The following is a 1,162-nucleotide window of genomic DNA, read 5'->3' as shown; positions in this document are numbered from 1 at the left end:
ACTCGAACCCGTCCAGCTCGACCTCGCCCGCACCCCCTACCGCGACGACGACCTGGACAAGGCACTGGCCACCTACCGGACACTGGCCCACGCCGACAACCTCGACCTCGACCAGGTACTGACCGACATTCTGCACCTGCACCACGCCCGCATGATCGGCGTCGACCCCGCCTCCGAACGGCACTGCCTCCGCCTGGCCCGCGCCGTCGCCCGCACCCGCCAGGCGACGCCGTGACCGCAGCACAGTCCCTCGCCGAAGGGGCGGCCGGCGTCGCCCTTCTACACCTGGAAACCGGCAACCGGCCCGCCGCCCACGCGGCACTGCGGGCCGCCACCGCCAACGGCGTCAGCATCGCCGCGGGCGCCAGCCTCTTCTACGGCGCACCCGCACTCGCCTTCGTCCTTGCCACCCCCAACCAACCCGGCCTCACCCGGGCACGATCGATCGCCGCCTCCGGGACCGCCACGGTCACCCGCCGACGGTTGCGCGCCGCCCACCGCCGCATCGACTCCCACCAGCGGCCCCACTACGCCGAGTACGACCTCATCCGCGGCCTGACCGGCCTCGGCGTCGCCCTGCACCGCCTCGGCGACCACGACCTGCTCCGCCAGGTACTCACCTACCTGGTCCGGCTCACCGAACCGGTCAACGACCTCCCCGGCTGGTGGTGCGCGAACGGACCTGACCGGAACCAGCCGTCGCCACCAGGAGGTCACGCCAACCACGGGATCGCCCACGGCATCACCGGCCCACTCGCGCTACTCGCCCTCACCCACCGCGCCGGCATCACCGTCGACGGGCACACCGAGGCGATCCTGCGGATATGCCGATGGCTGGACACCTGGCAGCAGCACACCGCCGGCACCATCTGGTGGCCGCAGACCCTCACCCTCGACGACCTGCACCACGGCGTACCCGCACAACAACACCCTCTACGCCCCTCCTGGTGCTACGGCACCCCCGGCATCGCCCGCGCCCAACAACTGGCCGCCCTCGCCCTGCACGACACCGCCCGGCAGCTCCTCGCCGAGACGGCGTTCACCACCTGCGTGAACGACCCCGCACAGATCCGCCGTCTCACCGACCGCAGCCTCTGCCACGGCACCGCCGGCCTCCTCGCCACCGGCCGGCGCATCGCCGCCGACGCACTCACCCCGACAC

The 1,162-nt window shown here is 72.5% G+C and carries 2 protein-coding genes; both read left to right on the top strand.

Annotated features, from left to right (window positions below; genetic code table 11):
* A partial coding sequence (locus GSF22_RS33700) for a lantibiotic dehydratase C-terminal domain-containing protein (protein WP_208817933.1) occupies positions 1–235 on the top strand: 235 nt, incomplete at its 5' end.
* A partial coding sequence (locus tag GSF22_RS33695; RefSeq protein ID WP_208817932.1) for a lanthionine synthetase C family protein occupies positions 232–1,162 on the top strand: 931 nt, incomplete at its 3' end. The genes GSF22_RS33700 and GSF22_RS33695, both read left to right, overlap by 4 nt.

It is taken from the genome of Micromonospora echinofusca, assembly GCF_017614955.1.
Classification (GTDB): domain Bacteria; phylum Actinomycetota; class Actinomycetes; order Mycobacteriales; family Micromonosporaceae; genus Micromonospora; species Micromonospora echinofusca_A.
Note: the sequence above shows the minus strand (reverse complement) of the source record. Positions and strands in the feature narration are given on the sequence as shown.